Origin of the sequence: Citrobacter sp. Cm038, assembly GCF_030333105.1 — a bacterium.
In the GTDB taxonomy this organism is placed as follows: domain Bacteria; phylum Pseudomonadota; class Gammaproteobacteria; order Enterobacterales; family Enterobacteriaceae; genus Citrobacter; species Citrobacter murliniae.
The window spans coordinates 1,113,719-1,138,127 of record NZ_JAOWGO010000022.1; the positions used below are offsets into that span (position 1 = coordinate 1,113,719).

The 24,409-nt window shown below is 52.6% G+C and carries 22 protein-coding genes and 2 tRNA genes; 12 read left to right on the forward strand and 12 right to left on the reverse strand.

What is annotated here, in order from left to right; all coding sequences use genetic code 11:
- Positions 1 to 22: 22 nt before the first annotated feature.
- The 3 genes from OGY01_RS16510 to ascF form a co-directional block, all read right to left on the reverse strand.
- The gene (locus tag OGY01_RS16510) at positions 23 to 262 is read right to left on the reverse strand and encodes a SymE family type I addiction module toxin (protein ID WP_045446659.1); all 240 of its coding nucleotides are present in this window, start codon (positions 260 to 262) and stop codon (positions 23 to 25) included.
- A gap of 172 nt (positions 263 to 434) precedes the next feature.
- Entirely contained in the window at positions 435 to 1,859 is a 1,425-nt protein-coding gene (locus OGY01_RS16515; protein ID WP_200012380.1) for a 6-phospho-beta-glucosidase, read from the reverse strand.
- A 22-nt stretch (positions 1,860 to 1,881) separates the two neighbouring features.
- The gene (gene ascF / locus OGY01_RS16520) at positions 1,882 to 3,336 is read right to left on the reverse strand and encodes a PTS cellobiose/arbutin/salicin transporter subunit IIBC (RefSeq protein WP_200012377.1); all 1,455 of its coding nucleotides are present in this window, start codon (positions 3,334 to 3,336) and stop codon (positions 1,882 to 1,884) included.
- A gap of 263 nt (positions 3,337 to 3,599) precedes the next feature.
- Between ascF and OGY01_RS16525 the strand changes: the two genes are divergently transcribed.
- The 3 genes from OGY01_RS16525 to hypF all read left to right on the forward strand — a co-directional run bounded on the left by OGY01_RS16525 (position 3,600) and on the right by hypF (position 7,647).
- Positions 3,600 to 4,613: a LacI family DNA-binding transcriptional regulator gene (locus OGY01_RS16525; RefSeq protein ID WP_286493377.1), complete on the forward strand. Its 1,014-nt coding sequence runs from the start codon at positions 3,600 to 3,602 to the stop codon at positions 4,611 to 4,613.
- 145 nt (positions 4,614 to 4,758) lie between these two features.
- Complete coding sequence (gene hydN, locus OGY01_RS16530; protein WP_003037366.1) at positions 4,759 to 5,304, forward strand: electron transport protein HydN; 546 nt, start codon at positions 4,759 to 4,761, stop codon at positions 5,302 to 5,304.
- Between the two features lie 102 nt (positions 5,305 to 5,406).
- Complete coding sequence (gene hypF, locus OGY01_RS16535; RefSeq protein WP_286493378.1) at positions 5,407 to 7,647, forward strand: carbamoyltransferase HypF; 2,241 nt, start codon at positions 5,407 to 5,409, stop codon at positions 7,645 to 7,647.
- A gap of 111 nt (positions 7,648 to 7,758) precedes the next feature.
- Here hypF and norW read toward each other — a convergent pair whose 3' ends face one another.
- Positions 7,759 to 8,892 carry an NADH:flavorubredoxin reductase NorW gene (norW, locus tag OGY01_RS16540; protein ID WP_286493379.1) on the reverse strand — a complete coding sequence of 378 codons (1,134 nt, stop codon included), beginning with the start codon at positions 8,890 to 8,892 and terminating at the stop codon, positions 7,759 to 7,761.
- Positions 8,889 to 10,337, reverse strand: a complete 1,449-nt coding sequence (gene norV, locus OGY01_RS16545; protein WP_200012366.1) for an anaerobic nitric oxide reductase flavorubredoxin — start codon at positions 10,335 to 10,337, stop codon at positions 8,889 to 8,891. Before norV ends, norW begins: the two co-directional genes overlap by 4 nt.
- Positions 10,338 to 10,522: 185 nt before the next feature.
- On the opposite strand from norV, the gene norR reads away from it, so the two are divergent.
- A complete protein-coding gene (norR, locus tag OGY01_RS16550; RefSeq protein WP_048220695.1) occupies positions 10,523 to 12,040 on the forward strand; it encodes a nitric oxide reductase transcriptional regulator NorR in 1,518 nt (505 codons plus the stop codon).
- Here norR and gutQ read toward each other — a convergent pair.
- The 7 genes from gutQ to srlA form a co-directional block, all read right to left on the reverse strand.
- A complete protein-coding gene (gene gutQ, locus OGY01_RS16555) occupies positions 12,037 to 13,002 on the reverse strand; it encodes an arabinose-5-phosphate isomerase GutQ (RefSeq protein WP_045446641.1) in 966 nt (321 codons plus the stop codon). The genes norR and gutQ overlap by 4 nt on opposite strands.
- Entirely contained in the window at positions 12,995 to 13,768 is a 774-nt protein-coding gene (srlR, locus tag OGY01_RS16560; RefSeq protein WP_045449764.1) for a glucitol operon DNA-binding transcriptional repressor SrlR, read from the reverse strand. Before srlR ends, gutQ begins: the two co-directional genes overlap by 8 nt.
- 66 nt (positions 13,769 to 13,834) lie before the next feature.
- Positions 13,835 to 14,194: a transcriptional regulator GutM gene (gene gutM / locus OGY01_RS16565; RefSeq protein WP_045446638.1), complete on the reverse strand. Its 360-nt coding sequence runs from the start codon at positions 14,192 to 14,194 to the stop codon at positions 13,835 to 13,837.
- A gap of 101 nt (positions 14,195 to 14,295) precedes the next feature.
- Positions 14,296 to 15,075 carry a sorbitol-6-phosphate dehydrogenase gene (gene srlD, locus OGY01_RS16570; RefSeq protein WP_045446635.1) on the reverse strand — a complete coding sequence of 260 codons (780 nt, stop codon included), beginning with the start codon at positions 15,073 to 15,075 and terminating at the stop codon, positions 14,296 to 14,298.
- A gap of 17 nt (positions 15,076 to 15,092) precedes the next feature.
- Positions 15,093 to 15,455, reverse strand: a complete 363-nt coding sequence (gene srlB, locus OGY01_RS16575; RefSeq protein ID WP_045446632.1) for a PTS glucitol/sorbitol transporter subunit IIA — start codon at positions 15,453 to 15,455, stop codon at positions 15,093 to 15,095.
- Between the two features lie 12 nt (positions 15,456 to 15,467).
- Positions 15,468 to 16,439, reverse strand: coding sequence for a PTS glucitol/sorbitol transporter subunit IIB (gene srlE / locus OGY01_RS16580; protein ID WP_045446629.1), 972 nt, complete (start codon positions 16,437 to 16,439; stop codon positions 15,468 to 15,470).
- Positions 16,436 to 16,999 (reverse strand): PTS glucitol/sorbitol transporter subunit IIC, encoded by a 564-nt coding sequence (gene srlA / locus OGY01_RS16585; protein ID WP_045446627.1) that lies wholly within the window; start codon positions 16,997 to 16,999, stop codon positions 16,436 to 16,438. Before srlA ends, srlE begins: the two co-directional genes overlap by 4 nt.
- A 242-nt stretch (positions 17,000 to 17,241) precedes the next feature.
- Here srlA and mltB point away from each other — a divergent pair, with 242 nt between their 5' ends.
- The 8 genes from mltB (at position 17,242) to OGY01_RS16625 (ending at position 24,408) form a co-directional block, all read left to right on the forward strand.
- Positions 17,242 to 18,321, forward strand: coding sequence for a lytic murein transglycosylase B (gene mltB / locus OGY01_RS16590; RefSeq protein WP_045446624.1), 1,080 nt, complete (start codon positions 17,242 to 17,244; stop codon positions 18,319 to 18,321).
- Positions 18,322 to 18,483: 162 nt separating this feature from the next.
- Positions 18,484 to 18,981: a nicotinamide-nucleotide amidase gene (gene pncC / locus OGY01_RS16595; protein ID WP_045446621.1), complete on the forward strand. Its 498-nt coding sequence runs from the start codon at positions 18,484 to 18,486 to the stop codon at positions 18,979 to 18,981.
- Positions 18,982 to 19,073: 92 nt separating this feature from the next.
- Positions 19,074 to 20,138, forward strand: coding sequence for a recombinase RecA (gene recA, locus OGY01_RS16600; RefSeq protein WP_016154166.1), 1,065 nt, complete (start codon positions 19,074 to 19,076; stop codon positions 20,136 to 20,138).
- A 69-nt stretch (positions 20,139 to 20,207) separates the two neighbouring features.
- Positions 20,208 to 20,708, forward strand: a complete 501-nt coding sequence (recX, locus tag OGY01_RS16605) for a recombination regulator RecX (protein ID WP_045446616.1) — start codon at positions 20,208 to 20,210, stop codon at positions 20,706 to 20,708.
- Between the two features lie 128 nt (positions 20,709 to 20,836).
- Positions 20,837 to 23,464, forward strand: a complete 2,628-nt coding sequence (alaS, locus tag OGY01_RS16610; RefSeq protein ID WP_286493382.1) for an alanine--tRNA ligase — start codon at positions 20,837 to 20,839, stop codon at positions 23,462 to 23,464.
- Positions 23,465 to 23,701: 237 nt separating this feature from the next.
- A complete protein-coding gene (gene csrA, locus OGY01_RS16615) occupies positions 23,702 to 23,887 on the forward strand; it encodes a carbon storage regulator CsrA (protein WP_000906486.1) in 186 nt (61 codons plus the stop codon).
- A gap of 348 nt (positions 23,888 to 24,235) precedes the next feature.
- Positions 24,236 to 24,328, forward strand: a tRNA-Ser gene (locus OGY01_RS16620).
- Between the two features lie 3 nt (positions 24,329 to 24,331).
- Positions 24,332 to 24,408, forward strand: a tRNA-Arg gene (locus OGY01_RS16625).
- Position 24,409 lies beyond the last annotated feature (1 nt).

Below are 24,409 nucleotides of genomic sequence, written 5' to 3' on the forward strand. Positions count from 1 at the left end.
TTTATCTCGCCTGCGCCGGTTGTTACTCCGTTGCCTGCTCAATAATTAATTTCCCCTGCATTACCGAAACATTTACCGCTGTGCCGGTAGGGAACCCTGCCTGTTCAAGCCAGTCACCGTTCAGCGTTAATGAGGCATGCCTGCTGATACGTAGCGTGAACCCGGTGTGACGATCCTCGTACCGCTTTCTGACATAACCTACTTTTAAACGACGTACGGGTTTGGTGATAACCACTGCTGTTTTGCCATTTTCATCAGACATGAGCCATTCCTTGTGGCGGAGGGTTAAGATTAAAAACTACTGAATAAAATGACAGTAAAAAAGCGCGGGGGCAAACCTGAAACTGGAAGGATGATTCCACATTTGAAATGCAATGAATGAAATGAAGATGTAAAGCAATGCCGGAAGGTGGCAGAACCCTCCGGCAGGTAGATTACTCCAGGTCTGCCCCATTGCTGGCTATGACCTTTTTGTACCACCAGAATGACTTCTTACGTGTCCGTGCGAGCGTCCCGTTACCTGCATCATCCCGGTCCACATAGACAAAACCGTAGCGTTTGCTCATCTCGCCGGTTGAGGCGGAGACCAGATCGATACACCCCCAGGTGGTATAACCCATTAGCGGTACGCCATCTTCAATAGCGTCAGACATGGCGCGAATATGTTCGCGTAAATAGCTTATGCGATAGTCATCATTGATGTTGCCACTGGCATCCATCTCATCTTTTGCCCCAAGCCCGTTCTCCACCAGAAATAGCGGTTTCTGGTAGCGGTCATACATCATGTTCATGGTGATACGCAGACCCAGCGGGTCTATGCCCCAGCCCCATTCGCTGGCCTCAATGTAGGGATTGCGTAGCGATTTCACTACGTTGGCGGCGCTGGTATTGCCGGCATTCATTTCCGCCGAAGCGCAACGTGATGCGTAATAGCTGAAAGAGACAAAATCGACGGTATTTTTCAGGATCTCGTCATCTTCCGGGGCTTTCTCTATCACTACGCCTTTTTCACGAAACACCCGGGCTGAATAAGCGGGATAAGCCCCGCGCGCCTGGACATCAATGAAAAACAGGTTTTCGCGGTCTTTTTCCAGCGCGGTCCACACATCTTCCGGTTTGCATGAATAAGGATAAAAATTTCCGCCAGCCAGCATGCAACCAACCTGGTTGTGCGGGTTGATTTCATGAGCAATTTTGGTTGCCAGTGCACTGGCAATCAGTTCGTGGTGCGCGGACTGATATTTCACCTGATCCTGATTTTCACCGTCTTCAAACACCAGTCCCGCGCCTGAGAAAGGGCTGTGTAACATGATGTTGATTTCATTAAACGTCAGCCAGTATTTCACCAGACCGTCGAAGGCTTCGAAGCAGGTACGGGCGTAACGGGTAAAGAACTCCACCATTTTGCGGTTACGCCAGGAGCCGTACTCGGTCACCAGGTGCATTGGTACATCGAAGTGACACAGGGTAACTAATGGTTCAATACCGTATTTTTTGCATTCAGCGAATACCGCGCGATAAAAAGCGATACCTTCTTCATTCGGCGTGAGTTCGTCCCCATTCGGGTAGAGGCGGCTCCATGCAATTGAGGTGCGAAAAACCGTAAATCCCATTTCCGCCATCAGGGCGATATCTTCCTGATAACGATGATAGAAATCTATCGCATCATGGCTGGGATAAAACTCGTCATCCCGCAGCTGAAAGCGCTTTTCCTGACCCAGTTTGACGGGCATCCGGTGCGCGCCGTGTGGGATCATATCCACGGTAGTCAGCCCTTTGCCGCCTTCCCGATATGCCCCTTCAGACTGGTTGGCGGCCAGTGCGCCGCCCCATAAAAATCCTTGCGGAAAAACAGACATAGTAAACCTCAGTTATGGCCAGTCAGATGCTGGCTCCATTGATATTGCCCGGTTGCGCAGCCTGGTTTTTTCTGGCCTGTGCGGCTGCATCTTCGACGGGAATATCCTCAAAGCCGAGAAGTAGCGTTAATACAAAGGACAGCACAACTGCCAGCGCCATTACGCCAAATACCCAGACGATAGTCATTGGATTGGCCGGATCGAAAAACTGTACACTGGTGAATAGCCCTGGTGCTGCCATCGAGTGGCTTGCCAGCCCGGCCATTCCGGCAACGGCTCCACAGATAAAGCCACTGATAAGACTCGCAATCAGTGGACGTTTCAGGCGTACTGCCACACCGTACAGCGCGGGTTCGGAAATGCCCGCCATAATCGCGGAGGCTGCCGCCGCCAGCGCCGTCTGGCGCAGCTCAGGGTTTTTGGTTTTCCATGCCACAGCTAAAGATGAGCCGCCAAGCGACAGGTTGGCGCCGATTTCAGATGGCATGACCATGCCTTCTTTACCGGTCTCGGCGATGGTCTGAATAATGGTTGGTGTAAAGACGCGATGCATGCCGGTCATTACCAGCAACGGCCACAGCGCACCCATAATGGCGACTGAGAGCCAGCCCAGATAACCGTGAATGGTGTAAACCAGAGCCGAAATCGCGCTGCCGATCCAGATCCCGATCGGGCCAATGAGTACGATGGCGAGTGGGGCGGCGATCAGAACGATCAGCATCGGTTTAAGGAAGTTTTTCGTCACCGCCGGAGTGATGCGATCCACCCAACGCTCGATATACGACAGGCACCAGGTCATGACCAGCGCCGGGATCACCGTATACGTATATTTCACCGCAGTGACAGGGATCAGCGCAAACTCAACGTGTTCACCCTGTGCGGCCTTAGCCATCAGCTCGATAAAGCTTGGATGCACCAGTACGCCCGCAATGGCGATGGCCAGCGACATATTGGTTTTGAATTTAATGGCTGCCGAGGCAGCGACCATCAGCGGCAGGAAGAAGAATGCGCCGTCACCTATCACCGTCAGGATGGTCAGCGTTGAGGAGCCTTTTTCCAGAATGCCGGTCATCTCAAGGATCATCGCCAGCAATTTCAGCATCGATCCACCAATAATCGCCGGGATCAGCGGCGACATGGTACCGATCAGCGCATCGAGGATCCCTGCGCCAATACGCTTCAGGCTCAGCTTAGGTTTTACTTCCGACTCGGCAGGTTGCATATCACCAGGCAGCAGGTTGACGACTTCGCGGTACGCTTGCGAAACGGTGTTACCAATGATCACCTGACATTGATTGTCGTTACGCACCACACCGAGTACGCCAGGGAGTGTTTTCAGTGTGGCGCTGTCGACCAGTGAGTCATCTTTGAGAACGAAACGTAATCGGGTCATGCAGTGCGTCACTGCGGTGATATTCCCGACGCCGCCCAGAGCCGTCACAACGGAGCGCGCCAGCGCTGCATAATTCTTAGACATCGAATTTAATCCTGTTTTATCAGTAGGGTACGTTATGTCTTGCCGTTTACTCTGGTCTCATTTCTGTGTCGGTGAAACAGTGTTAGGAAACCGGTTTCATAAAAGCATGTTTATTTTTTGTAATATGAGCAAGATTTAATTTTGATCGGTTATTATAAATGTGATTACGATCACCAGATATGGGGTACTGCGGTTGAGCAGCGGGGACAGTAGCCAAACGGTGCAGTACACTGCGTCACATTGAGTGATAAGGGATGAGTAATATGACCACGATGCTGGAGGTGGCGAAGCGTGCCGGCGTGTCGAAAGCGACGGTTTCCCGGGTGCTTTCAGGGAACGGCTACGTCAGCCAGGAGACCAAAGATCGCGTGTTTCAGGCCATTGAAGAAAGCGGTTATCGCCCCAATTTGCTGGCGCGAAACCTGGCGGCGAAAAGTACTCAGACGCTGGGGCTGGTGGTGACCAACACCCTGTATCATGGCGTTTATTTTAGCGAATTGTTGTTTCACACCGCACGGATGGCAGAGGACAGGGGACGCCAGCTTTTGCTTGCCGATGGTAAACACAGTGCTGAAGAAGAGCGTCAGGCGATTCAGTACCTGCTCGACCTGCGTTGTGATGCGATTATGATCTACCCACGTTTTCTCAGCGTCGATGAAATTGACGATATTATTGATGCGCACTCGCAGCCGATTATGGTGCTTAACCGACGACTGCGCAAAAACAGCAGCCACTGTGTCTGGTGCGATCAAAAGCAAACCAGCTTTAATGCCGTAACGCAGCTTATCGCCGCCGGGCATAAGGAAATTGGTTTTATTACTGGTTCAATGGATTCTCCCACCGGCGTGGAGCGTCTTTCAGGCTACAAAGACGCACTGGCGCATCATGGTATTTCCTTAAATAATGATCTGATTGTTAAAGGAAAATGGACTCCAGCTTGCGGTGCTGCAGGGGTAGATACTTTGCTTTCACGCAACGTGAATTTTACCGCGCTGGTGGCCAGTAATGATGACATGGCAATCGGTGCCATGAAGCAACTACACGAGCAGGGTGTTAACGTTCCTGCGCAGGTGTCGGTTATCGGCTTTGATGATATCGCTCTTGCGCCATACACGATCCCGGCACTTTCCAGTGTCAAAATACCGGTAACTGAGATGATCCAGGAGACGATTGGACGCCTCATCTTTATGCTGGACGGCGGGGACTTTGTGCCACCGAAAATCTTCACCGGTGAGCTGATTCCTCGCGACTCTGTTGCGCCGTCAGTTTTGCGTTGATCGCTGTCGTTAGTCATCGTCACTAGTGACGATGACACATATCCTTCACGTACTGGGAAATAAAAATCCTTTTATAACAATGAATTAAAATCTGGCACGATTTGTGAATGCTTCGGCTGATATTCTGTCATTGCTGGAGAAATTGATGAACCGTTTCATCATTGCAGACGCCAATAAATGCATTGGTTGCCGTACCTGTGAAGTGGCCTGCGTGGTATCCCATCAGGATAACCAGGACTGCGCATCGCTGACCCCTGAAACCTTTTTACCGCGTATTCACGTGATCAAAGGCGTTAACGTCTCCACTGCGACGCTGTGCCGTCAGTGTGAAGATGCGCCGTGCGCTAACGTCTGCCCGAACGGTGCAATCAGCCGCGATAAAGGTTTTGTCCACGTAATGCAGGAACGCTGCATTGGTTGCAAAACTTGCGTAGTGGCCTGTCCTTACGGCGCAATGGAAGTCGTTGTTCGTCCCGTTGTTCGCAACAGCGGCGCGGGTCTGAACGTACGTGCAGAGAAAGCCGAAGCCAACAAGTGCGACCTGTGCCACCATCGCGAAGCTGGCCCCGCCTGTATGGAAGTTTGCCCGACTCACGCCCTGATTTATGTGGATCGCAATAAGCTTGAACAACTGAGTGCAGAAAAACGCCGTCGTGCGGCGCTGGATTCCACCGCATCTTTGCTGTTCTGATCCCCGAAAATCCGCGTAAAATAAGGCGATATTTTTGCCGGATAGCGTTTCGCTTATCCGGCAAACGGGCATTTCAGGGAAACATGACCGCGGGAATTCATCATGACAATAAACCGCCACTCCGGCGTACAGCTACGTATTCGCGGTAAGGTACAGGGCGTTGGATTTCGTCCCTTTGTCTGGCAACTGGCGCAGCGGCTAGAATTGCATGGCGACGTCTGTAACGACGGTGATGGTGTGGTTGTGCGAATGCTGGAAGATCCGGCGGTATTTATTGCCCAACTGCACCAACACTGCCCGCCGCTGGCTCGCATTGACAGCGTTGAGAGCGAGCCGTTTGCCTGGCCGCAGCAGCCTGCTGATTTCTCGATACGTCAAAGCGCAGGCGGGACGATGAATACGCAAATCGTGCCCGATGCCGCAACTTGTCCGGCCTGTCTTGTTGAAATGAATACGCCCGGCGAACGCCGCTATCGCTACCCCTTTATCAACTGTACCCACTGCGGCCCGCGTTTTACGATTATTCGTGCAATGCCATATGATCGTCCATTTACCGTGATGGCGTCATTCCCGCTTTGTCTCCAGTGCGATAAAGAATACCGCGATCCCTATGACCGCCGCTTCCATGCACAGCCGGTTGCCTGTCCGGCGTGCGGTCCACATCTTGAGTGGTTGAGCGCAGGCGTTCGGGCGGAAAAAGAAGACGCGTTGCAGTCGGCAGTGACACTGCTGAAAGCAGGTGGCATTGTGGCCGTCAAAGGGATTGGTGGATTCCATCTGGTTTGCGACGCGCGCAACGACAAGGCTGTGGCGATGCTCAGGACGCGCAAACACCGCCCGGCCAAACCGCTGGCGGTAATGCTGCCTGGTGATGATGGACTACCAGAGTCTGCGCGTCGTTTACTGGCCACCCCCGCAGCGCCAATAGTGCTGGTGAATAAGCAATATGTGGTTTCGCTGAGCGAGGGGATTGCGCCAGGGCTGATGGAAGTCGGCGTTATGCTGCCAGCCAACCCGCTACAGCATTTGCTTTTACAGGAAATGAATGGCCCGCTGGTGATGACCTCCGGCAACCTCAGCGGCAGACCACCTGCGATTACCAATGCGCAAGCGCTGGAAGATTTGCGCGAGATTGCCGATGGTTTTCTGCTGCATAACCGTGAAATCGTCCAGCGTATGGATGATTCCGTCGTGCGTGATAGCGGGGAAATGCTGCGCCGTTCCAGGGGTTACGTACCGGATGCTGTGGCGCTACCGCCAGGTTTTCGCGATGTGCCACCCATACTGTGCTTAGGCGCTGATCTGAAAAATACCTTCTGCCTGGTGCGAGGCGAACAGGCGGTTATCAGCCAGCATCTGGGAGATCTCAGCGATGATGGCATTCAAAACCAGTGGCGTGATGCGCTGCACCTGATCCAGAACATTTATGATTTCACGCCACAGCGTATCGTCTGCGATGCGCACCCTGGCTACGTTTCCAGCCAGTGGGCCAGTGAGATGAACCTGCCAACCGAAACGGTACTGCATCATCATGCTCACGCCGCTGCAAGTCTTGCCGAGCACGGCTGGCCGCTGGATGGAGGGGATGTTATTGCCCTGACGCTGGATGGTATCGGTATGGGCGAAAACGGTGCGTTGTGGGGAGGTGAGTGTCTGCTGGTCAATTATCGTGAGTGCGAACACCTCGGCGGTTTGCCTCCCGTAGCGCTGGTTGGTGGCGATCTCGCGGCTAAACAGCCGTGGCGTAATCTGTTGGCGCAGTGTCTGCGTTTTGTTCCTGACTGGCAACGTTACCCGGAAACGGCGTTACTGCAACAACAAAACTGGAGCGTGCTGGCACGTGCCATTGAGCGGGGAATTAATGCTCCGCTGGCGTCATCATGCGGGCGGTTGTTTGATGCCGTTGCGGCAGCGCTCCATTGCGCGCCGGAATCGCTGAGTTATGAAGGTGAGGCCGCCTGTACGCTGGAGGCACTGGCCTCACAATGCGCGGGCGTTGAGCATCCGGTGAAGATTCCAGTAAGTGCTAATCAACTCGATTTGGCTGTTTTTTGGCAGCAGTGGCTGAACTGGCAGGCGACAGCGCCGGAACGCGCCTGGGCCTTCCATGATGCACTGGCGCGTGGGTTTGCCACGCTGATGCGCGAGCAGGCGGTCTCTCGCGGTATTAATACGCTGGCATTCAGCGGTGGTGTGATGCATAACCGGTTACTGTCGTCGCGGCTGGCATTTTATCTGGCCGATTTTACGTTACTGTTTCCGCAGCGTTTACCGGCAGGAGATGGGGGATTATCGCTGGGACAAGGCGTAATTGCTGCGGCGCGGGTGCTTACACAAAAATAAAAAAAGCCCCGGGACTGGCGGGGCAAGAAAAACAGGTCGGGGCATACCGACAAGTGGCAGCGCACATCCGTGTGCGTGAGGTTAATAAATCAAGCGATGGCACTACATTGTTTACACGGGCAGCGTTTTCAACAGAGCGAAAGCCTCCTTCATTCTGTCCTCACTGACCACGAAGGCGCATAACTGGCCTTCGCTGTTCGTTCCTCTGGCGACCATACCTTGTGCTTCCGCTGCAATGTGCCAGTTCAGATCCCGGCGCTGGGTTTCCCCTGCCAGATGTAATGGCAGCTCCGGCGTTTTGATTTTTACCAGCATGGCTGGCAGTTTCAGCGGGGCGTTGCCGCCGAGCAGATTTTTCGCCAGATACATCGCGCTAAGCTGAATGGGTTGCAGGAACGGCAACACCTGACCATTGATTTCCGCACAGTCGCCAAGGGCGTAAATATCCGGATGACTGGTTTGCAGGTAGCTGTCGACGCAAACACCACGGCTGATGGTTAATCCAGCACGTCGCGCCAGCGCCGTTTCAGGACGTAAACCTGTTGCCGCAATCACCGCATCAACTTCTACGCTACGGTGACGATCGAGCGTGGCGCGAATACCGGTGCTGGTTTTCTCCAGCTCCAGTAATTGCGATTTCAGCAGCAAATGCACACCCATGTCGGTCAGGCGATGCTGCAAGCGGCTGCTCACTTCCGGCGGCATTAACGAAGCCAGAATACTGGCGGCGTTATCGATAAGCGTCACCGCTTTACCGGCGCGACAGAAATCCATTGCCAGTTCGCTGCCAATTAAGCCACCGCCGACAATCAGAACACGCCGGGCGTCACGAAGTTGTGTTTCACAGGCGCGATACTCCTGTTGGCTGTTAAGAGTAAGCATTAACTCACGTCCGGTAACCGGAGGTACAAAGGCTGACGCCCCGGTTGCCAGCACCAGTTTGTCATACTGCCACTGTTTGTCCTGGCTTTTCACTACGTGGGCGTCGGCATCAATATCGGTAACCCAGGTGTGCGGGAATAAGCGTAATGTAAACTGTTCGGCGAACTCCCCCGCCGACTGGCGGGTGAGGTCATCGGCACGTTGTGCCTGGCTGATAACGTGGCTGAGATCGGGTTTGTTGTACTCGTCCATGCTGTCAGCGGCAATCAGCGTCAGCGGGACTGTAGCATCCTGTTTACGGATATTTTTGACTAACTGGCGGGCGGCGAAGCCCGAACCAATGATGACAATTCCGTGGCTCATTTTGCCTCCGTTGCCAGTACGTCGAAGACATCTTTACCTAATGAACATTCCGGGCACAGGAAGTTATCCGGCACGTCGCTCCACGGAGTACCCGGTGCGACATCTTGTAAAGGTTCGCCTTTAGCGGGATCGTAGATCCACTGGCAGACGCTGCACTGCATGCAAGGTCCGAGATCGGCGGCAGCGGCGGCGGCACAGGCGCACTCTTCTTCTTTAGTTGTTGCTTTCACATTGGTTTCCGGCAGCGGAGCAAGCGCCCACTGACGTGCAATTTCACGACCGTGCTGACGGCACAGTTCCAGCGCATCCAGGTCCGGACGCCATTTCGCTTTCAGGCTCAGAGACATTTCGAAACCAGCGTCCTGCAGACGGGTAGACAGACGGTCTACCGCGCCGCCGCTCCAGCCGTGTGAACCAAAGGCGCTGGCGCGTTTGTTACGAAAACGCAGACCTGTCATCTCTTCAACCAGACCCGCGATTTTCGGCATCATCACGTTGTTCATGGTAGATGTACCGACCAGCACGCCTTTGGAGCGGAAGACGTTGGTCAGGATTTCGTTCTTATCGCTACGGGCGACGTTAAAGATTTTGACCGCCACATTCGGGTCAACTTCGTTGATCCCTTGCGCAATAGCATCTGCCATCATGCGAGTGTTGTTGGACATGGTGTCGTAGAAAATCGTGATGCGATCTTCCTGATAATCTGCCGCCCATTTCAGATACAGTTCAACGATCTGTGTTGGGTTGTCACGCCATACCACACCGTGAGAGGTGGCAATCATATCGACCGGCAAATTAAAGCCGAGGATCTCGGTGATTTTCGGTGTCACCAGACGGCTGAATGGCGTCAGGATGTTGGCATAGTAGCGTTGGCACTGTTCAAACAGTTCAGTCTGGTCCACTTCGTCGTTAAACAGACGTTCGTCACAGTAATGCTGACCGAAGGCGTCGTTACTGAACAGGACGGCGTCGCCGGTCATGTAGGTCATCATGCTGTCAGGCCAGTGCAGCATCGGGGTTTCTACGAAGATCAACTGCTTACCGTTACCAATATCCAGTGAGTCACCGGTTTTAACCACGTTGAAGTTCCATTCCGGGTGATGATGATGTCCGGTAATGGAATCAATGGCGTTATTGGTGCAGTAAATTGGGGTATCCGGAATGCAGGACATCAGTTCGGTCAGCGCACCGGCATGATCTTCTTCTGCATGGTTAATGATGATGTAGTCAATATCCGCCAGGTCAATTTCACTGCGCAGATTTTGCACGAATTCACGGCTAAACTTGTGGTCTACTGTATCGATCAGGACATTTTTTTCTTCACGGATGAGATAGCTGTTGTAGCTGCTGCCGCGCAGCGTTTTGTATTCGGTTCCATGGAAATCACGAACTTCCCAGTCACGTTGGCCAACCCAATGAATGTTATTTTTAACCAGAATAGACATAGCAACCTCAATTAATTCAGCGTTTTTCAAAAAAGATGTTTTGCTTATTGCAGATTGCGTGCCAGTTTTTATTTATTTGATTTATAAAGTTTTAATTTTCATACCCCAAAAATGGTAGTCAAAATGACTATTTAATTTATTGTCAATATGACAATATGAATTGTCAAAATGACAATGAGGTAGTCATGAGCTTTTCAGTTGATGTCCTGGCGGGCATCGCCATTGAATTACAAAGCGGTATTGGGCATCAGGATCGTTTTCAACGTCTGATTACCACCCTGCGCCAGGTGTTGGAGTGTGATGCTTCGGCGCTGCTGCGCTACGAGTCCCGACAGTTCATTCCCCTGGCAATTGACGGGCTGGCACAGGATGTCCTCGGCAGGCGTTTTACGCTGGAGGGCCATCCGCGCCTGGAAGCGATCGCCCGTGCAGGCGATGTCGTGCGCTTTCCTGCCGACAGCGATTTACCCGACCCATACGACGGGCTGATTCCGGGTCAGGAAAGCCTGAAGGTTCATGCCTGCATCGGGTTGCCGCTGTTTGCCGGACAAAATCTGATAGGCGCGCTGACGCTTGATGGTATGGAACCTGACCAGTTCGATGTGTTCAGCGATGAAGAACTACGCCTGATTGCCGCTCTGGCGGCGGGCGCGCTGAGCAATGCATTGTTGATTGAACAACTGGAAAGCCAGAATATGCTGCCGGGTTCGTCGACTGCCTTTGAGCAGGTCACTGAAACGCAGATGATTGGCCTGTCGCCCAATATGATGCAGTTGAAAAAAGAAATTGAGATTGTGGCAGGCTCTGATCTCAACGTGCTTATCAGCGGTGAAACGGGGACAGGCAAAGAGCTGGTGGCGAAAGCCATCCATGAAGGCTCACCGCGAGCGGTGAATCCGCTGGTGTATCTGAACTGTGCCGCGTTGCCGGAAAGTGTGGCGGAAAGCGAGCTGTTTGGTCACGTGAAGGGGGCATTTACCGGAGCCATCAGCAATCGTAGCGGCAAGTTTGAAATGGCAGACAACGGCACGCTGTTTCTGGATGAGATTGGCGAGCTGTCACTGGCGCTACAGGCCAAGCTGCTGCGCGTGTTGCAGTATGGGGATATTCAACGCGTCGGGGACGATCGCAGTCTGCGTGTGGATGTCCGTGTGCTGGCGGCCACTAACCGTGATTTACGTGAAGAAGTACTGGCCGGAAATTTCCGTGCCGATTTGTTCCATCGCCTGAGCGTCTTCCCGCTTTCCGTACCGCCGCTGCGTGAGCGCGGTGACGATGTCGTGTTGCTGGCAGGGTATTTTTGCGAACAGTGTCGGCTAAGACTGGGGCTTTCTCGTGTGGTGCTCAGCCCTGGGGCACGAACTCATCTGCTGAACTACGGCTGGCCCGGAAACGTCCGTGAACTCGAGCATGCTATTCATCGTGCAGTGGTGCTGGCAAGGGCGACAAGGGCAGGGGATGAAGTGGTACTGGAAGCACAGCATTTTGCTTTACAGGAAGATGTTCATTCGCCGCAGGCCGAAGTCATCGCAGAGATGCCGCAGGCTCATAACCTGCGTGAGGCAACAGAATCATTTCAGCGGGAGATGATCCGCCGGGCACTGGCGCAGAATAACCACAGCTGGGCGGCAAGCGCGCGAGCGCTGGAAACCGACGTCGCCAACCTGCACCGGTTGGCGAAACGTCTGGGACTGAAGGATTAGATAATTCCTGCCTGGTAGAAATCCTGCAGGTTGATAGCGCCGGTGAGTTTGCCGTTTTCGTCCACCACCGGTGCGGCGGTAATTTTGCGCTTCATCAGGATCTCTTTGGCATCAATTGCGCGGCTTTGCGCCTGCAGCGTAATGCCATTGGGGGTCATCGCTTCGCTAACCTGAGTAGTGAGCGCGCCGCCACCGACCAGCCAGCGGCGCAGGTCACCGTCGGTAAATACGCCTTTCACTAACGCTTGTTCGTCGCAGACCGCCACCAGGCCCAGACCGGTACGGCTCAGTTCCAGCATGGCATCCATGACGCTGGTGGTGAGCGTGACCTGTGGTACGGCATCGTCGCGACGCATCAGGTGGTGCACCTTATTTAACAAACGTGCACCCAACGCACCGGCCGGATGGGAACGGGCAAAATCTTCTTCGTTAAAACCACGCGCCTGCATCACGGCAATTGCCAGCGCATCGCCCATCATCAGGGTGTTGACGGTGCTGGATGTCGGCGCCAGGCGCATCGGGCAGGCTTCGCGCTCCACCGAAATATCCAGTACGGCTTTTGCCGCCAGGCCCAACGGTGAGGTCGGTTTTCCTGTCATCGCCAGCAGGGCGACGGATTTGTCCTCCAGGCGCGGAATAATGAGATCCAACTCTTTTGCACCACCGGAGTAAGAGATGAACAGCATCACATCGCGACTTTCAATCATCCCTAAGTCGCCGTGCAGCGCTTCCGCAGGATGCACAAAAAAGGCCGGGGTGCCGGTGCTGGCGAGAGTCGCCGCGATTTTTTTGCCAATATGACCAGACTTGCCAATACCGGAAACAATGACTTTGCCTTCGCAGTGGATAATGGTATTGGCGGCGCGGACAAAATCATCGCCCAGACGTTCTGGCAGTCGGCTGGCTTCCTGTAGTTCCAGCATTAACGTCTGACGGCCCGCGTTCAGTAGTGCATCACTCATTGGTTTCTCCGGTTATGATCACTTCAATCCCTTTTGCTTCCAGCGCCTGACGAAATACAGGATCGATGCCTGCATCGGTAATCAGCTTGTCGACGCTTTCCAGACTGCACACAACATTGGGGCTTTTACGCCCGAATTTTGATGAGTCCGCCATCAGAATCACTTCGCGAGCGGCATTGCACATCGCTTTACTGACGGTGTAGACCTCATTAAAGGTGGTCACTCCGGCATTAAGGTCAATGCCATCGGTACCCATGAAGAGTTTATCAAAGCTGAACTGCTCAAAGGCGTTTTCTGCCAACTGACCGTGAAATGACGCAGATTTTTTGCGAAACGTACCGCCTGGCATCAGGATGGTTTGCTCATTGTCCAGCTCCGAAAGGGCGTTAACAATGTGCAGACTGTTGGTCATGACGGTGATATTGCTAAAGCGGGTGAGCATTGGCACCATCTGTAAAACGGTGCTGCCTGCATCAAGAATGATAGAGTCGCCATCGTGAATATATCGTACGGCGGCTTCGGCAATTTGCTCTTTCTTATGCGTGTTGATTAGCGTTTTGTGATCGATAGGCGGGTCGGATTCGTCTTTGTTTAATACTACACCGCCATAGGTACGAATGACGGTTCCGGCATTTTCCAGAATGACCAGGTCTTTGCGAATGGTCGTGCCGGTAGTGTCAAAGTATTGTGCCAGTTCTTCAACCGAGCATTTCCCCTGTTTTTGCAGATGCTCCAGTATTGCAGCCTGACGCTGACGAGGTTTCATAGGCATGATCACCCTGTATAGGTTGCGAAATGATAATTTCGCAAGCTATTAGCATTCACAACGAAATTATCCATGTTTCAGTTTAAGCGCCAATGATAGTGCATTCTGCGAGAGCGGATCATGGGGAAAGATCACATCAGGCTGTAATTCATCAAGATGTTTACCCATTATCGTGGCAATTTTTATTGGCTTAGCGAATACGGTAAGTCCTTTCATAAATAAAGTATCGGTTACCCGTTGTTGCTCATCCAGCGCAATGGCGACAACTACACGCGGTTTAAAGCGCCCGCCGGAACGACCTACGCCGACTCGTCCCTGCTGACAGAGCTTATCGAACGCGCGATTAAAACGGGATATTTGCCAACCCCCCAGCGCCAGCTGCAGGCACCAGGCGATGGCGGCGACGGTTATCAGTGCAGAAACCATGTTATTGCTCCTTGCTTATGTGCCGGGTGGCGCTGGGCTTACCCGGCCTACAGGGAGGGCGTAGGACGGATATGGTGGAACCGCCATCCGGCAATTCAACATTAAAACATCACCTGACCGCCGGTCACATTAATGGACTGTCCGGTGCAGTAAGACGCTTTCGGGCTGGCATAAAACAGCAGCATATTCAGCACATCCTGATAATCGCAGCCGCGTTTGAGGGGAACCTTATCAATGTAATACTGCTCCACTTCATCCGGCTTGAGGCCGAGTTTGGTCGCATATTGCGGTAATAAAGACTGGAACATTGGTGATTTCAACAAGTTACCAAGCATCAGTGAATGTACGGTAATACCATATTCCGCCAGATCCAGCGCCAGCGACTGGGTTAAACCCACGCCGCCAAATTTAGCGGCGCTGTAACCGGAGTTATGTTTACTGCCTACTTTGCCTGATTTCGAGTTGATCTGGATAATACGGCCCTGAATGCCGTCACGGATCATCAGACGTGAGAATTCACGTGCACAAAGGAAGTAACCGACCAGGTTCACCTGTAAAGAGCGATCAAAATCTCCAAGCTCAAAGTCACTGATGAACGCTGCTTTGGCGATGCCCGCGCTGTAAACCAGCAGATCAGCGCGGCCGAATATTTCATCCACTCCGCGTGATAACGCCAGTACGCTCTGTTCGCTGGTGGCGTCGGCACCAAAGCCGTAAGCGGTACCCTCACCAAACTCCGCATTAATCTCCTGTGCCACATTCGCTGCTTTATCGCTTTGAATATCCACCACCGCAACGCGGTATCCTTCTGTAGCAAGCCCACGGCAAAGGAATGCACCCAGAGTCTGGCCTCCACCAATGACAACGGCAACTTGATTCATTTTTATCTCCTTCAATCTTAAGCAACAAACTTCAAAATACAGCCCGGTGCGATACCGTCTGGTACTGGTCCCGCAACGTGTACAGTGCCGGGGAATTCCGCTTCACTCAGTCCGTCAAAACGCAGGGTGATATGCCCCAGCTCACGTAAGTTTTGTTCCGCAACGCTGCCAACGGCCGTGACCGGATAGTGATGCTGTCCCAGCTCGAACTGGACGCCGGCTTGCAGAGAGCCGTTCAGCTCTCCATGGCAATGAATGAAGCAAAATTCTTCGATATCCGCAGGTGCGCCTTCACGAAAGGTAATCAGCATTTGATCGCAAAGTGCATCCGGCGCGCTCTGGCCAATACGGGTGATGGTGGTCTGATAAATCACGGTCATCTTCGGAACCTCTTATTGGTAAATAAAGCCGGAAACAAACCAGGCAATGAGTACGGTTGGGGCGCCGGTCAGGAAGCGGCTCACCAGCACCGATGGCACGCCAACGCGCACGGTATCCTGACGGGCTTCCGCCAGCGATAAACCCACCGGGATAAAGTCGCAGGCCGCCTGGGCGTTAATTGCGAATAAGGCAGGCAGTGCCAGATGTGGCGGGATATTACCCAGACCAATCTGTACACCTATCAGTACCCCGATAACCTGGGCGATTACGGCGCCAGGGCCGAGGAAAGGGGACAACAGTGGGAAAGAACAGATCAGCGCCAGCGTTACCAGCCCTAACGGATGGCTGGCCAGCGGTGCGAGGCCGTGAGCTATCCAGTCGCCCAGACCGGAAGCCATGATGATGCCGATCAGCGCCGAGACGAATGCCATAAAGGGCAGAATGGTTTTCAACACGGTATCAATCGTGTCTCGTCCGGACTGGAACAGCACTGCTACGGCGGATCCCATCCCCATACCCACTTTCGCCAGCAGGCCATCGCTCTGCTCGGTAATCTTTTTGCTGGTGTCGTAATCGCGGCCCGCAGTGGTGTTTGTGGACTGAGGTGCGGCAGATGTTTCACCGACAACGGTAATGTTTTCTTCTTTTACGCCAGAGACATAGATATCTTCGACAATGTACTGGGCCAGCGGACCGGATTTACCCGTGGCATGAATGTTCAGCGTTGGTATGCGCCGCTTCGGATAGATCCCGCAGCGCAGTGTGCCGCCGCAGTCAATGATCGCGGCACCAATTTCCTCTTCAGGTGGCTCGCCTTCTTTAAACCCATCTACCGCCTGCCAGCCGGTTAACTGTGCCAATTTGTCGACAATCGCGGGGCGTGTTCCGGCAGTGATATAGACAATTTTCTTCCCAGGCGTCGCCTCCAGTTCGAGTGGGCCACCCCAACCGCCAGTGCCTTTTTCAATACGAATACGCATCATGATGTCGCTCCAGACAGACGGACTTTCTGTTCAAGTTGGATGCCCATTTTTTTCTCAAAGATGGAGGTGGTGAGGTCGGTTACCCAGCCGCGGAAAAAGTTCGTGACCAGACCGACCAGCAAATAGCTCACCGCGAGCGGGCCGAGAGGGAGACCAAGCGTAGTCAGGCCGCTGGCAATGCCCAGATAGACAAACAGCTCACCGGGGTTGATATGAGGGAATAATCCGTTCATTGAGTGGCAGCTATAAGAAGCTGCAGCGTAGTAGCTGGGTTTGTATCTTTCAGGCATAAAACGACCCAGGCTCAGGGTCATGGGGTTACAAAATACAAAAGTACCGATGCAAGGTAGCAGCAGATAGCGGGATAACGGATTTCCGGCACAGCGCTGAGCAAATCGCTCAATGCGCTGCTGGCCAATGAAGTTAATCAGCGCGTTCATGATGACCAGCAGACTAATCAAGAGCGGAAGAATACCGGTCACCATACTGGTGAATACTTCCCCGCCTTTCTGGAACAGCCCAATGAACCACTCTGCGCCCAGGGTGATGGTTTCGATCATTATTCTCTCCTGTAGGGGTTAGTTACCTTTCCAAAAGGTGATTTATTTTAATCACAATGAAAGAATTTAAAGTGTTATTTTGATCGCAAAATGAAAGATAAATATTTTATTTTGAAAGTTTGTAGAAAGGGGATTGATGAGATGAGTGGGAATGGTATTTATTCTGTGAGGACTGCTTCCTTGTTTGGCGGGGGATGCTTTACCATACTTCTCCCAGGCTGAATCTGTTTAATGGATGTCCCATGTTCAAGCGTCGTTATGTAGCATTACTTCCCCTTTGTGTGTTGCTTGCTGCCTGTAGCAGCAAACCGAAACCTTCAGAGACTCAAACGACCACGGGAACGCCATCCGGCGGCTTCCTGCTTGAGCCGCAACACAATGTCATGCTGTCGGGTGGTGACTTTGCCAATAATCCGAACGCACAGCAGTTCATCGAGAAGATGGTGAGCAAGCACGGTTTTGACCGTCAACAGTTGCAGGAGATCCTGTCGCAGGCCAAGCGTCTGGATTATGTTCTGCGTCTGATGGACCGCCAGGCACCGACTACTCAGCCGCCAGCCGGACCTAACGGAGCCTGGCTGCGCTATCGCAAGCAGTTCATTACCCCGGATAACGTGCAAAACGGCGTGGCATTCTGGAATCAGCATGAAGATGCTCTGAAGCGTGCATGGCAGGTTTACGGCGTGCCGCCGGAAATTATCGTAGGTATTATTGGGGTGGAAACTCGCTGGGGCCGCGTGATGGGTAAAACGCGTATTCTGGATGCGCTGGCGACCCTGTCATTTAACTATCCGCGCCGGGCAGAATACTTTTCCGGTGAACTGGAAACTTTCCTGCTGATGGCACGGGATGAAAGCGATGACCCGCTGGATCTGAAAGGTTCCTTCGCTGGTGCAATGGGGTACGGGCAGTTCATGCCGTCCTCTTACAAAGAATATGCTGTCGATTTTAATGGCGATGGGCATATCAATCTGTGGGATCCGGTTGATGCCATCGGTAGCGTGGCAAATTACTTCAAAGGCCACGGCTGGGTGAAAGGAGATATGGTGGCTGTCCCGGCAAACGGCCAGGCACCGGGGCTGGCGAACGGTTTTAAAACCCAGTACAGCATTTCTCAGCTTGCTGCTGCAGGTCTGACGCCGCAGCAGCCGTTAGGGAATCACCAGCAGGTCAGTTTGCTGCGTCTGGATATCGGCACCGGTTATCAGTACTGGTATGGACTGCCGAACTTCTACACCATTACCCGCTATAACCACAGCACGCATTACGCGATGGCTGTCTGGCAGTTAGGTCAGGCGGTGGCGCTGGCACGGGTGCAATAATCATTCTTGCCGGATACGATGTGCAGGCATCGTATCCGGCTCTATTTTTAAGTCAGCTTATCTATTTTCTGAATCCCCCTCGTAAATTACTCTCCTCATCCCCATCTTTGTTATGAAAGTGCTATCTTGTCCGGCATATTTTTTTTACTGACAGAGGCTGAAATGACTGACAGTGAACTGATGCAGTTAAGTGAGCGGGTTGGGCTGGCGTTGAAAGCGCGCGGTGCGACGGTGACTACCGCAGAATCCTGTACCGGCGGTTGGGTAGCGAAAGCCATTACCGATATTGCCGGAAGCTCCGCCTGGTTTGAACGCGGGTTTGTGACTTACAGTAATGAAGCTAAATCACAGATGATCGGTGTGCGAGAAGAAACGCTGGTACAGCATGGCGCGGTGAGTGAACCGGTAGTCGTCGAAATGGCGATTGGTGCGCTGAAAGCTGCTCGTGCGCATTTCGCTGTCTCGATCAGCGGTATTGCAGGGCCAGATGGCGGGAGTGAAGATAAGCCCGTCGGCACCGTGTGGTTTGCTTTTGCCAGCGCAAGCGGCGAGGGGGTTACCCGTCGGGAATGCTTCAGTGGTAACCGCGATGCAGTACGTCGGCAGGCGACCGCCTATGCGTTACAGACCCTGTGGCAACAATTTCTACAAAATACTTGATACTGTATGAGCATACAGTATAATTGCGACAACAGAACATCATCTTTCACGTTTCGCGGTTTAACCCGAAAGCGGCATGACAGGAGTAATTAATGGCTATCGACGAAAACAAACAGAAAGCGTTGGCGGCAGCGCTGGGCCAGATCGAAAAGCAATTCGGTAAAGGCTCCATCATGCGCCTGGGTGAAGACCGTTCTATGGACGTAGAAACCATCTCCACCGGTTCGCTTTCTCTGGATATCGCATTGGGTGCGGGCGGTTTGCCGATGGGGCGTATCGTCGAAATCTACGGGCCAGAATCCTCCGGTAAAACGACCCTGACACTGCAGGTTATTGCTGCCGCACAGCGTGAAGGTAAAACTTGTGCGTTCATCGATGCAGAGCACGCGCTTGATCCTGTCTATGCTCGTAAACTTGGTGTTGATATCGACAACCTGCTTTGTTCTCAGCCGGATACCGGTGAACAAGCGCTGGAAATCTGTGACGCGCTGGCGCGTTCCGGTGCAGTCGATGTTATCGTTGTCGATTCCGTTGCTGCACTGACACCAAAAGCTGAAATCGAAGGCGAGATCGGTGACTCTCACATGGGCCTCGCGGCGCGTATGATGAGCCAGGCAATGCGTAAGCTGGCAGGTAACCTGAAACAGTCCAATACGCTGCTGATTTTTATCAACCAGATCCGTATGAAAATTGGCGTCATGTTCGGTAACCCGGAAACTACCACCGGTGGTAACGCACTGAAATTCTACGCCTCTGTCCGTCTGGATATCCGTCGTATTGGCGCGGTAAAAGAGGGCGATAACGTGGTGGGTAGTGAAACCCGCGTTAAGGTCGTGAAAAACAAAATTGCAGCGCCATTTAAACAAGCTGAATTCCAGATCCTGTACGGTGAGGGTATCAACTTCTACGGCGAACTGGTTGATCTGGGCGTTAAAGAGAAGCTGATTGAAAAAGCCGGTGCATGGTACAGCTACAACGGTGAGAAAATTGGTCAGGGTAAAGCGAATGCCACTAACTGGCTGAAGGAAAACCCGGCAACTGCGAAGGAAATTGAGAAGAAAGTACGCGAGTTACTGCTCAATAACCCGGATTCAAAACCAGACTTCTCTGTTGATGACAGCGGTGAAGATGTAAAAGAAACGAACGAAGATTTCTGATAATCTGACGTTATCGCACATAGAAGGGCTGCATATCATGCAGCCCTTTTCCATTTCTGAAGGCTCACTATGACAGATTCAACTCCTCGCCGTTCCGCCTGGTCCCGACTACTTGACCGCGCTGTTCGTATTCTTGCCATGCGCGATCACAGTGAGCAGGAGCTAAGACGAAAACTGGCTGCTCCGGTCATGGGGAAAAATGGACCGGAAGAAATTGATGCTACGCCTGAGGATTACGACAAGGTTATTGCCTGGTGTATTGAAAGTCGCTACCTGGATGATGACCGATTCGTTCGGCAGTTTATCGCCAGCCGCAGCCGCAAAGGCTATGGCCCCGCGCGTGTGCGCCAGGAGCTGGGGCAAAAAGGGATCCAACGTGAATCCATTGAGCGCGCAATGCGTGAATGTGAAATTGACTGGGCGCAGCTTGCGCGAGAACAGGCAATCAGAAAATACGGTGAGCCTTTGCCTGTGGCTTTTTCAGAAAAGGTAAAGGTTCAGCGTTTTTTGCTCTATCGTGGTTATCTGATGGAAGATATTCAGGCGATATGGCGAAATTTTGACGATTGAGCGCATACGGGATTTTACTTCCCAGTAAAGAAAACTTATCTTATTCCCACTTTTCGATTGCCAGAGGCGCAGATCGCGTGCCGATGCTGGTAATGACATTTCGTTAGCTTGATTTCTTCAGGATAATTATGAGCAAGAGCACCGCTGAGATCCGTCAGGCGTTTCTCGATTTTTTCCATAGTAAAGGACATCAGGTAGTTGCCAGCAGCTCCCTGGTACCAAACAATGACCCTACTTTGTTGTTTACCAACGCCGGGATGAACCAGTTCAAGGATGTATTCCTTGGCCTCGATAAGCGTAATTATTCCCGCGCAACCACCTCGCAGCGTTGCGTACGCGCGGGCGGTAAACACAATGACCTGGAAAACGTCGGTTACACTGCACGTCACCATACCTTCTTCGAAATGCTGGGTAACTTCAGCTTCGGCGACTACTTTAAACACGATGCTATTCAATATGCATGGGAACTGCTGACCGGTGAAAACTGGTTTGCCCTGCCGAAAGAGCGTCTGTGGGTAACCGTCTATGAAACTGACGATGAAGCCTATGAAATCTGGGAAAAAGAAGTCGGGATTCCGCGCGAACGTATCATCCGTATTGGTGATAACAAAGGTGCGGCATATGCTTCCGATAACTTCTGGCAGATGGGCGACACCGGTCCGTGTGGTCCGTGTACCGAAATTTTCTACGATCACGGCGACCACATTTGGGGAGGCCCTCCGGGAAGTGCTGAAGAAGATGGCGATCGCTATATTGAGATCTGGAACATCGTCTTCATGCAGTTCAACCGTCAGGCTGACGGTACTATGGAACCGCTGCCTAAACCGTCCGTGGATACGGGGATGGGGCTGGAGCGTATTGCGGCAGTGCTGCAGCATGTTAACTCCAACTACGAGATTGACCTGTTCCGCTCGCTGATTGAGTCCGTGGCGAAAGTGACCGGTGCAACCGATCTAAGCAACAAATCACTGCGCGTAATAGCCGACCATATTCGTTCCTGCGCATTCCTGATCGCCGATGGCGTTGTTCCGTCGAATGAAAACCGTGGTTATGTGCTGCGTCGTATCATTCGTCGCGCGGTACGCCATGGCAACATGCTCGGTGCGAAAGATACCTTCTTCTACAAGCTGGTTGGTCCGCTGGTAGAGGTGATGGGCTCTGCGGGTGAAGAGCTGAAACGTCAGCAGGCGCTGGTTGAGCAGGTTCTGAAGACGGAAGAAGAGCAGTTTGCTCGTACGCTGGAGCGTGGTCTGGCACTGCTGGATGAAGAACTGGCTAAACTGTCTGGTGATACGCTGGATGGTGAAACCGCATTCCGCCTGTATGACACCTACGGCTTCCCGGTTGACCTGACGGCGGACGTTTGCCGTGAGCGCAACATCAAAGTTGACGAAGCTGGTTTTGAAGCCGCGATGGAAGAGCAGCGCCGTCGTGCACGTGAAGCCAGCGGTTTTGGTGCAGATTACAACGCGATGATTCGCGTTGATGGTGCATCTGAATTTAAAGGCTACGATCATCTGGAACTGAACGGCAAAGTGACCGCCCTGTTTGTGGATGGTAAAGCGGTAGATGCGATTAACGCAGGTCAGGATGCCGTCGTTGTTCTGGACCAGACGCCGTTCTATGCGGAATCCGGTGGCCAGGTTGGCGATAAAGGCGAGCTGAAAGGCGCTGGCTTTACGTTCGCAGTGGGCGACACGCAAAAGTATGGCCAGGCAATTGGTCACATTGGCAAGCTGTCAGCGGGTTCACTGAAAGTGGGCGATGCGGTACAGGCTGATGTGGATGAAGCGCGTCGTGCGCGTATTCGTCTGAACCACTCCGCAACACACCTGATGCATGCGGCGTTACGCCAGATTCTGGGCACGCACGTGTCACAGAAAGGCTCACTGGTTAACGATAAAGTTCTGCGTTTTGACTTCTCTCACACTGAAGCGATGAAACCGGCGGAAATTCGTGCTGTTGAAGATCTGGTGAATGCGCAAATTCGTCGCAACCTGCCGATTGAAACGAATGTCATGGATCTTGAGACGGCAAAAGCCAAAGGAGCAATGGCGCTGTTTGGTGAGAAGTATGATGACCATGTACGCGTTCTGAGCATGGGCGATTTCTCAACCGAATTGTGTGGCGGTACTCACGCCAGTCGTACCGGTGATATCGGTCTGTTCCGTATTGTGTCTGAATCCGGCACTGCTGCGGGCGTTCGTCGTATTGAAGCCGTAACCGGTGAAGGCGCTATCAATACCGTGCATGCTGAGAGCGATCGCTTAAGCGATATTGCACAACTGCTAAAAGGTGATAGCCAGAATCTGGGTGACAAAGTGCGTTCGGTACTGGAACGTACACGTCAACTCGAGAAAGAATTGCAGCAATTGAAGGAACAGGCCGCGGCGCAGGAAAGTGCAAATCTCTCCAGTAAAGCGATTGATATCAACGGCGTGAAGCTGCTGGTTAGTGAGCTGACGGACGTTGAACCTAAAATGTTGCGTACTATGGTTGATGATCTGAAAAATCAACTGGGATCTACGGTTGTCGTTCTGGCAACGGTAGTAGAAGGTAAGGTTTCTCTGATTGCGGGCGTGTCTAAGGATGTGACAGACCGCGTGAAAGCAGGGGAGCTGATTGGGATGGTCGCTCAGCAGGTAGGCGGCAAGGGTGGTGGTCGTCCGGACATGGCGCAAGCCGGTGGTACGGATGCCGCGGCTCTGCCTGCAGCGTTAGCCAGTGTGAAAGGCTGGGTCAGCGCGAAACTGTAATAACTATAAGCATTAGCGCATGCTGTAGCCCTGGGTTACGGCATGCGAATCAATGCTATCGACAATGATAAAGTCAGGTTGAAGTTGTGTATATCGGCTAAACTTAGGTTTAACAGAATGTGATGCCGTGACTGCTTACACTTAGGTGTTTGTCATCGCTTACTTTTTGGCGTTATATGATGGATAATGCCGGGATACAGAGAGACCCGACTCTTTTAATCTTTCAAGGAGCAAAGAATGCTGATTCTGACTCGTCGAGTTGGTGAGACCCTCATGATAGGCGATGAGGTCACCGTGACAGTTTTAGGGGTGAAGGGCAACCAGGTGCGCATTGGCGTCAACGCCCCGAAAGAAGTATCTGTCCATCGTGAAGAGATCTACCAGCGTATCCAGGCTGAAAAATCCCAGCAGTCCAGTTACTAAGGTTTTCGCGTCTCACCTTTCAGGTGAGGCGCAACCTGATTTAGTTGGTTTCTTTTTCTCTCCTGTTGTTCATTTCTCTCCTGTTTCTCTCCTGTTTCTCTACTTCTATCCTCTTATTCCCTTTCTCTACGATTTTTCTGTTTGTTCATCGTCTGGAGAAAATGCCAATTTATCTGTTGATAAAACACTCTTTTTGCCGTTTTTGCAGACTAATTGCGCGTGAAATGTGCAAACGATAAAAGCACTGGAAAAATTGTTTGACTTATAAGTCCCAGAAAGTAATATGTGCGCCACGCAGCGACGATGAGCAGAAACAAGTTCTTCGAAGCACTCGCAAGAGGCGTTGTTGGTGAGGTGGCCGAGAGGCTGAAGGCGCTCCCCTGCTAAGGGAGTATGCGGTCAAAAGCTGCATCCGGGGTTCGAATCCCCGCCTCACCGCCATTTGCATCCGTAGCTCAGCTGGATAGAGTACTCGGCTACGAACCGAGCGGTCGGAGGTTCGAATCCTCCCGGATGCACCAT